We start from the raw sequence: 8,187 nt of genomic DNA, 5'->3' as shown, positions 1-8,187 counted from the left end.
CACAGCTGCGCAGCAAGGACATGAAAATCGAGCTCACAGAGCAGGGTAAAGCCCTACTGGCCAAACGTGGATTCGATCAGGTGCTGGGTGCGCGCCCGCTGCGTCGCACCATCCAGCGCGAGATCGAGGACCAGCTCTCCGAGAAGATCCTCTTCGGCGAGATCGGCCCCGGCCAGACCATCGTGGTCGACGTCGAAGGCTGGGACCGTGTCGCGGATCCCGACGGCGCGGAAGCCGCGAGCTTGGTATTTCGAGTGGAAAGCCGGGAGATTTCGCTGACCTGATTCCGCTGTAATCCGCCGCGCAACACACGACGTGTTGTGCGGCTTCGGCGTGCAATTAATCAGTGCTAATTCGGTGGGACCGGAAATTAATCTTGATACTTGGCCCTTTTGATTCTGCTCATATCATTGACCTAGATAAGTTCAAAAACATATAGTTAATGAGGATCGTTCCAACTAGTACCGCAGACGCTGGAGGTGTCTGGATTGAGCGCCATCAAAGAGACGTACGAATCGCTGAACTTAGAACCGAAGCCGATCCGTCCGCACATCCTCGCCGCCGCTACCGTGGCCTTCGGCGAGGACTACTACGCGGCACGGAAAGAGACCATCAATCTCTCCGGTTTCGTCCAACTGAACAAGTGGCCGATGCCCGGATTCGAGCACCGCGTCGACGAAAGGGGCTACGCGGAGTTCCAGACCGAGTTGATCTCGGCGCCCGAGGTCGGTATCAAGGGCTTCAGCTACGAGTTGGACGACCGCATCCAGGTGCTGTCCAACCCGTTCCTGCCCAATACCGGTCACGTACGGCAGATCACGCCCGGCAAGAACTTCCCCGCGGAGTTCAACATTCGCCGGTTCGGCATCCTGGAGTCCAGCACGTTGCGCCTGGCACACCGCAACGTGATCGACATCTACGGGGTCGTCGACCACATCCCGCCGTTCAAGAAGCCACTGACCGGCCCGTACCTCGGCAAGCCGCGGGGCGACGGACCGTTCGACGTGATCGTCGGGCCCAACGTGGTCCGGGGCACCACCTTGCCCGAGGCCTGGTACCCCGCCAACGATGACAACGAGCCGGTGGGCATCACGCCGAGCATGTTCTTCATGCCCAGCGCCGGGCCGTGCATCTCCATGCTGGTCGATCCGTCGATGATCATGCAGGTGTCGTTGGAGGGCCAGGCCAAGCTGGAGGTGGGCGGTAAGGAAGTGACCGTCGACCTGGCCGGTGATTACAAGAACGCCGCAGGCACGGAGATCCTGCTGTTCGGACCGGAGAAGCACGACGAGGGTGCCGGCGTGCTGGCACAGATCTCGCGCGTCGCGATCTCCGGCCACTGCGCCGCGCTCGGCGGCCGCGTGATGCTGCGAGTCAGCTTCCCGCGGGTGTCCGGTGGCACGCTCGGCGAAGGCAGCGAAGACAGCCTGAGCCGCATCCGCTACCCCAGCGAGCTGCACATCGATACCGAGTTCGAGCTGGTCACGCCCGACGTGACGCTGTACGCGACGAACCCGGTGCATGTGTTCGGCAAGCTGTCGAGCATGGAGGCCACGGGCACCGAACTCCAGATGAACGGCACGGACACCGCGCTGGTCACCACGGAGGACGAGGTCAAGGCCAGGCTGACGGGCATCAACCTGGTCATGCGGGATTCGTTTGTCGGCGAGCACGCGGCCGTCAACGTATAGGCGGGCTTTCCCGGGCGGTCTTCGCTTGACGCGGGCCGCTCGGGTGAGTTCCCTTGAGTTATCAATAGCGATAGTTCAGCCTTGCTGGTCCCTCACCGCGTTGTCGGGAGGGACCAGCGTCCACGACCGGAGGCAGGCACTGTGGACCCGTTGACCCTTCTCATGCACCAGGTGATGCTTTCCGACCGGCCGCGGATGAATGCCTACGAGCAGGCGCTCGCGCAGGTCGTCGAGCCCGGCTCGATCGTGATCGACGTCGGCGCAGGAACTTTGGCGCTGTCGCTGCTGGCGCTGAAACACGGCGCCGAGCACGTGTACGCGATCGAGGCGGACCCGGATATGGCGGCGGTGGCCGACCGCATCATCGCGACCAACGATCTGAAAGAACAACTCACTCTGATCCAGGGTGACGCGCGGGCGGTCCGGCTGCCGCGCAAGGCCGATGTCATCGTCTCGGAGATGATGGGCAATCTCGGCCCGGAAGAGAACATGATGCGCGTGCTGGACAGCGTCGCCCGCAAGAACCTGGCGCCGAACGGCCGGATCATCCCGCGCGAGCTGAGCACCACCCTGGCCGCCATCGAATTCGATGACGAGGGCTGGGGGATGTGGGGACAGGACTTTCACGGCTTCCGGCTCGACGCCGTGCAGGACTTCGCCGAGCCACGCGCCCAGCTGCACTTCTTCCAGCGTGCGCCGCGGCTGCTCAGCGATCCCGTGCCGATCGCGGACCGCGTGCGGCTGCCCATCGCGCGGCCCGGCAGTTTGCACGCCGTCATGGGGTTCTTCACCGCCGACCTGATCGACGGCGTCTCCCTGTCGAATTTCCCTTCGTACCAAGGATGTAACTGGGCGGTGTGGATCTGGCCGCTGCGGCACACGCCGGTGCGCGCCGGCGATGCCATCCAGGCGACGGTGCATCGGCCGTCCGGTTCCGCCCGATCCCGGGTGGTCACCGACTGGCGGCTGGACTGCACGATCGCTCGGGGAGGGGAGGGGTGATGCCGATTTCCGTCGGAACTGTGCGCGACATCCCCGTACGCGCGCTGAAACTGTGCGGCCTGACCTGGTCGGGGGATCTGCTCTGGTTCTCCGAAGGCGTGCTCAACCAGATCATCGCGATCGACCCGGCGACGGGAGCGGTCGAACATCGAATCCCTTGTGCGGCAGTCCGGTCCGACCTCACCACGATGGGTGGCCATCTGATCCAGATCGTCGGCGACGACCGCGCCTTGCGCGTGATCGATCCGGCGACCGCGGATACGGTCGCGGAGTTGCCGAATCCCCGTCCGGGCGAAGGGTTGTCCGGAATCGAGGCGGCCCAGCACGGGGTGTGGCTCGGTTACGAGAATCGGAAGGCGATCGATCTGCGCACGCCCGACGGTCTGCAGTTGATCGACACCATCCCGGTGCACGCTCGGCCCGCGGGCGTCACCGTTTCCGACGACTACCTCGCCTACGCCGACTACAAGAACGCCATGATCAATCTGGTCAGCCTGGTGAGCCGTCGTGAGGTCGCTTCTTACCATGTCGCGGGCAATCCGACCGGACTGACCTGGGACGGCAGCCGGATCTGGTACTGCGACCACACCACCTTGCAGTTGCGGGCGATCATGGTGCCCGGCATCAGTGCCGGATAGCCGGTTTCGCCTTCGTCGCGTCCAGATCGCGCTGTAGGTCGCAGGGCAGCAACGGTTCCCGGAGCAGGCGCAGATAGCGTTCGGCGACGGGCTGATCCGTCGGCCCGGCGGCCAACCAGGCGCCGACCAGCCGGGCGCCCTCGATGTAGGTGACCGTGTATGCCCGCCACAGCGGGTCGGTCAGGAAGCGCACCATGTGCTGAGCGCGGTCGCGCGGCAGCAACAGCCACCGCTCGAGATAGTCGGTGACCTCGTCGACCGTGGCTCCCCGGTCGTGCAACATGATCGCCGCGTCCTGGCGAGCTGCGAACAGCCGCTGCAGCTGGGCCCGCACCCGCTCGACCAGCTCGCCGTCACTGAAAATCCCTTCCGCGGCGAGGATTTGCGCTGTCCATTCGCCCCACCCGGCGCCCAGGACCGCCACGTGCGCGAGTTCGGCGGTGCCTTCCGAGAGCAGGCATTGCGGCGTGTTCACCAGTGCGATGAGCTGTTCGCCGTGTCCGTGCTCGCGCACGAGTCCGGCCTCCTTGAGGCAGTGCTCGGTGTGATGGCCGGGATAGGATTCGTGGGTCACCAGGATCGGCAGCGCCGCGATCGCGCGCCCGGCCTCGTCGTTGAGCGCGACCTTCGAGCGGAAGCCGCCCAGATACCGGTTGAACGCGTTCCAGGGCTTGCCGTGCACCACTTCGTAGTCGACGCGCTCGCCGGCCGGCAGGCCGAACAGCGGTCGTGCCAACCCCCGCAGTTCGTCGGAAACCGCCTGTGCGGCTTGCTGTAAGCGGTCCGGTGGAACGCGATTGCGCTCGTAGTACGCGTCGAGCCGCTCCTGCACTCCGCCAGTGCCCGGTAGCAACTCGGCGATCGCCTCGTGTGCGTCGGCATAGCACGCCGGATCTCCGAGCGCGATCTCCACATCGAAGTACTGACGAATCTCGTCCCGGAAGGGTATGTCCGTGCCGGACAGTCGTTTTCCCACGCACTCCAGCGCCGTGAGTTGCGCCGACAGATACCGCTGCCGCGAGTCGGACAGCCCGGAGTCGGCGAGTTCGGCCCGCAGCCGAGCCGCCTGCCGAGCCAGATCGGCTGGGGCTGCAGGTGATTCGTCCGCAACTCGGGCCGCAAGTCGTGGATCGCCGAACCAGCAGTCCACGAAACCGTCGATCAGTCTTCCCAGACGCAGCCCCAGCAGCAGGTATTCGCGGACCACCGGCTCGTAGGCCGGGCGCTCGGATTCGGCGCCGCTCATTCGGCGGGGTCGAGCCAGAGGTTGGACAGATCGAACCACCGATCGATGGTGGGCATGGCGATCGCGTTGCGCACCCGGGCGCCCTTGATGTGCGGGATGGTCGGCGCGTGCACCAGGATCGGTACGATGGCCGCGTCTTTCATCACCTGCAGATCCACCGCGTGCCAGGCCGCGTGCGCCTGGGCCGGGTCGGTCGCCGAGAGCGCCTCGTCGATCATGCGGTCGACCTCGGGGTTGCTGTAGCACCCGTAGTTTCCGGTGCCGCGAATCTCGTTGGTCTGCAACATCGGTTGCAAGAAGGCGCGCCCGTTGTTGCCGAACCAGTCCGGTGTCCAGGCCGGCGTCGAGATATCCCATGCGCCCGCGCGCGCATTGGCCGGGTCCCGGAGAAACGGGTAGAAGTCGGTGTGCCCCAGGGCGACGACACGCAGTGTGATGCCGATTTTCGCGAGATCGATCGCCACCGCGGCAGCGACTTCGGGGTTCGCGTCGACATCGCGATGCGCGATCGTCAGCGTCAAGCCGTCCGGATAGCCCGCGGCGGCCAACAGCGCCCGCGCCTTCTCCGGATCGCCGCGATCACCCGGTGTCGCGTAGAGATCGAAGTCCTCGTAGCCGTAGTTGCCCGGCGGAATCGCGGAGCGGGCGGGCCACATCACCGTGCCGACACTCAGCTCGTCGAAGATGCGGACCATCACGGTCTTGTCGATCGCGTAGGAGATCGCCTGGCGCACTTGGGGTTTGCCCATGGCCCCGCCGGCGTTCGGGCTGACGGTGTTGAACACCAGGTACGGGTTCAACGCGTAGCCGAGGTTGTTGCCCGGATCGGTGGGGTTCTCGTCGTAGGTCTCGGTGACCGGCGACGCCCAGGACAGGTCCGCGTGCCCGGCTCTGATCCGCTGCCCGACCTGCTGCGGCGTCGCCTTCTCCATGACCACCTCGACACCGTCCAGATACTGGTGCCGTACCGGATCGGTCTCTTGCTGCCACACCGGGTTTCGGGCCATGCGCAGGTGCTTGCCATGGCTGTAGTGGGTCAGCCGGTAGGGCCCCAGCGACCTGACGTTGCGCCGGAATTCCGGACTGTCGGGGACGAAGTCGTCGTATTCGACCGGGGCAGGTGAGGCGAACATCATCGAGATGATGTGGATGAAGTCGAGGGCGGGGCGGATCAATTCGAACACCAGGGTGCGATCGTCGACCGCGGTGATCCCCGGGATATCGCGAGAGTTCTGGAACCGGGCGAGCTCGGCCGGCGCCGGGTTCCGATCGGGTACCGCGGCGGCGTAGTCGTCGCAGTATTCGGCCACGCCCTTGATGGTGCTGGTGTAGTAGTGGATCGCACCTGCGCGGAGCACGGGGTTGCACATGCGTTTGAACCCGCGGACGAAGTCGTGTGCGGTCACCTCGCGCGGGGGAGTGGTGTCCCACCGGACTCCTGGGCGCAGGCGCACGGTATAGGTCAGGTGGTCGCGACTGAGACCGCCGTTGTCGACCGTGGGGATCTCCAGCGCGACATCGGGTACCGGCGTCACCTGATTCCAGTCGTGCAGGTGCGCCACCGGGCGGTAGGTGAACAGCTGGCGGGTGAACAGCCTGATGATCTGCCCGGACAGCATGTAGTAGGAGCTCGCCGGGTCCACGTGATCCATGCTTCCCGGCCCGTACAGGCGCAAGGTGCCGCCGTACTTTGGCTGATCACCGTTCATTGCTCCGACCTCCTGGTCCGGACCGTGCCGAAAGATCCTCTAGATCACTATATGTAATGGAAGTATACTTTGGGGCGAATGCGGAAAGGTGGTGCGGCAGTGCGGGAGACAACCACGCGAGCAGGCTCTGCGGAGCCGCGGGCGCCCCGGCGCGGCGGCACGCTCACCCTGGTCGGCGCCGGTGACGTCGACTATCTCGACCCCGCGCTGGCGTACCACACGGCTACCCGCGGGATCGTGCGCGGCTACACCCGGCAGTTGGTCGGCTGCGTCGCGAGCCGCAACCGCGAGGAGGCCGGAAAGATCGTCGCGGACCTGGCGACCGAAGTACCGACCGTGGCGAACGGCCGGATCAGCGCGGACGGTACGCAGTACCGATTCACCCTCACCGAGGGCCTGCGGTGGAATACGCCGTGGGGTATCCGCCCACTGGTCGCGGGCGATATCGTGCGCGGGATCAAGCGACTGGCCCATCCGGTCGTGAGCAGTCCCGGCCTCGCCTACTACCTGAGCACGATCGAGGGCATGCTGGAGTTCCGGGACGCCGTGGCGGGCGCGCCGGCCGAGTCCGTCGCCGCTCGACTCGAGCACACGGAGATCAAAGGGGTTCGGGCGCAAGGGGACCGCGAGATCGTTTTCACCACCCGGCATCCGGCCTCGGATTTCTTGAACATGCTCGCGCTGCCGTTCGCCACGCCCGCGCCGGTGGAGTACCTGGATTTCGTCCCCGGCAGTCCCGAATTCAACCGGGTGCTCGCCTCCAACGGACCGTACCAGGTGGTGAATTACGTTCCGGGAGAACAGATCGTGCTCGAGCGGAATCCCGCATGGAAACCGAGATCCGATCGGCTGCGTGCCGCCTACGTCGACACCATCGTCGTTCGCGAGGGGATGTCGGAGCGCGCGGCCCACGAACTGGTCGCCACCGGTGCGGCCGAAATGCTCTGGGACATTCAACCGCTCACCGAGGAACTCCCGCAGCTGCTCGGCAGCGCTGATCCACGGCTGGAGGTATACCCCGCCGGATTGTTCAGTCCCTATATCGTGGTCAACTTTTCCAGTCCCGTCATGACCGCCCGTGCGGTGCGCGTCGCACTGCAGTACGCGGTGGACAAGGCCGCGGTATCGCGAGTGTGGGGCGGGCCGAGCCTGAACGACATCGCCGACCAGATCCTGCCGCCGCTGTGCACCGCGCACCGGGAATTTCGTCCGTACGGGACCGAAGGTGGCCGCGGTGATCCGGAACTGGCCAGGCGGCTGCTCGCCGACGCGGGTTATCCGGACGGACTGACATTGCGATTGGTATTCCGCGACCGCGACATCCACCCCGAAACGGCCGAGGTGGTCAAGGCCGCGATGGCGCGTGCCGGAATCCGCGTCGAGTTGGTCGGCGTCTCGATCAATGAACTGTTCTCGGACTACTTTTCCTCGTCGGCCACGCGCACGAGCTGGGATATCGCCCTCACCGGCTGGGAGCCGGACTGGTACGGCAACAACGCGCGCACCTACTTGCAGCCCCTGTTCGACAGCCGGGGCGTGGTCGAGGGCGGTGACTGGGGTTCCAACTTCGGCCGCTATCGCAGTGCGAAGGTCAACGAGTTGCTCGGCGCCGCGCTCACTTCGGCGGACGAGACCCGCGCCGCCGAGCTCTTCCGCCGGATGGAGGCCGAGGTGCTGCACGACGCCGCGGTGGTGCCGGTGCTCTTCGCGCACCAGTACTGGTTCCACGCCACGACCGTCCGGAACTGGCTGCCCTACCCGGTGCTCAACGGCGATCTCACCAACCTGTGGCTCGCTGGAAAGAGCCGTTGACATGCTGGAACGGCCCACGGCGACGCCCATCCACCGTTACTGTGTGTCCGAACTACTATCGAAAGCTTTACCGAATCTCATCAACGTAG

General features: G+C 65.5%; 7 protein-coding genes. 5 read left to right on the top strand and 2 right to left on the bottom strand.

The genetic code is table 11. The features are described from left to right. From NBRGI_RS41125 to NBRGI_RS41110, 4 genes are all read left to right on the top strand, one after another. On the top strand, window positions 1-284 hold a 284-nt coding region (locus NBRGI_RS41125), incomplete at its 5' end, for a hypothetical protein (RefSeq protein WP_235211278.1). 204 nt (window positions 285-488) lie between these two features. Next, window positions 489-1,691 (top strand): DUF6004 family protein, encoded by a 1,203-nt coding sequence (locus tag NBRGI_RS41120; protein ID WP_029903461.1) that lies wholly within the window; start codon window positions 489-491, stop codon window positions 1,689-1,691. A 141-nt stretch (window positions 1,692-1,832) separates the two neighbouring features. Next, complete coding sequence (locus NBRGI_RS41115; protein ID WP_029903459.1) at window positions 1,833-2,693, top strand: 50S ribosomal protein L11 methyltransferase; 861 nt, start codon at window positions 1,833-1,835, stop codon at window positions 2,691-2,693. Then, complete coding sequence (locus NBRGI_RS41110) at window positions 2,693-3,331, top strand: hypothetical protein (protein WP_029903456.1); 639 nt, start codon at window positions 2,693-2,695, stop codon at window positions 3,329-3,331. The genes NBRGI_RS41115 and NBRGI_RS41110 overlap by 1 nt, the downstream gene beginning before the upstream one ends. On the opposite strand, the gene NBRGI_RS41105 is transcribed toward NBRGI_RS41110, so the two are convergent. Next, window positions 3,318-4,577 (bottom strand): hypothetical protein, encoded by a 1,260-nt coding sequence (locus tag NBRGI_RS41105; protein ID WP_029903455.1) that lies wholly within the window; start codon window positions 4,575-4,577, stop codon window positions 3,318-3,320. The genes NBRGI_RS41110 and NBRGI_RS41105 overlap by 14 nt on opposite strands. Continuing rightward, complete coding sequence (locus NBRGI_RS41100) at window positions 4,574-6,286, bottom strand: ABC transporter substrate-binding protein (RefSeq protein WP_029903453.1); 1,713 nt, start codon at window positions 6,284-6,286, stop codon at window positions 4,574-4,576. The genes NBRGI_RS41105 and NBRGI_RS41100 overlap by 4 nt, the downstream gene beginning before the upstream one ends. A gap of 99 nt (window positions 6,287-6,385) precedes the next feature. Between NBRGI_RS41100 and NBRGI_RS41095 the strand changes: the two genes are divergently transcribed. After that, entirely contained in the window at window positions 6,386-8,098 is a 1,713-nt protein-coding gene (locus NBRGI_RS41095; RefSeq protein WP_081878460.1) for an ABC transporter substrate-binding protein, read from the top strand. Window positions 8,099-8,187: the final 89 nt, after the last annotated feature.

Origin of the sequence: Nocardia brasiliensis IFM 10847, assembly GCF_000710915.1 — a bacterium.
Taxonomy (GTDB): Bacteria; Actinomycetota; Actinomycetes; order Mycobacteriales; family Mycobacteriaceae; genus Nocardia; species Nocardia brasiliensis_A.
This window is presented reverse-complemented; position numbering and strand designations above follow the sequence as displayed.

Excerpts from the sequence above, each read along its gene's own strand:
- NBRGI_RS41110 (WP_029903456.1), top strand. The coding sequence starts at position 2,693 with ATGCCGATTTCCGTCGGAACTGTGCGCGACATCCCCGTACGCGCGCTG.
- NBRGI_RS41105 (WP_029903455.1), bottom strand. The coding sequence starts at position 4,577 with ATGAGCGGCGCCGAATCCGAGCGCCCGGCCTACGAGCCGGTGGTCCGC.
- NBRGI_RS41100 (WP_029903453.1), bottom strand. The coding sequence starts at position 6,286 with ATGAACGGTGATCAGCCAAAGTACGGCGGCACCTTGCGCCTGTACGGG.